The 257-nt window shown below is 55.6% G+C and carries 1 protein-coding gene; it reads right to left on the reverse strand.

The window, feature by feature from the left end:
- Positions 1-257, reverse strand: a 257-nt coding sequence (locus tag RZO55_RS03250) for a ribonucleotide reductase barrel domain-containing protein (RefSeq protein WP_500683302.1), incomplete at both ends; no start/stop codon positions are given.

A 257-nucleotide genomic window follows, 5' to 3' on the forward strand; every position in this document is an offset into this window, starting at 1 on the left:
GATCACGTTGTCCAGCATTCGCACCTGGATGGGGATCAGACGCTCCAGGACGCCATCCGGAACCGCTTTTCCCAGATTGATCGAGGACAGGTTGCAGACGACGAAATCCCCCGCTTTCTTGTAGGTGATGATGGTGTCCCCGTCGATCGTTTCCTCGTATTGAACGGTGGGCGACATATTTTGGGCGATCTCGGTGCAAAGGTTGCTGGCGTAGATCATGCCGGCGTGCTTGTTGGGATTCATGCGGTTGACCCGAT

It is taken from the genome of Clostridium boliviensis (assembly GCF_033342255.1).
In the GTDB taxonomy this organism is placed as follows: Bacteria; Bacillota; Clostridia; order Lachnospirales; family Lachnospiraceae; genus Lacrimispora; species Lacrimispora boliviensis.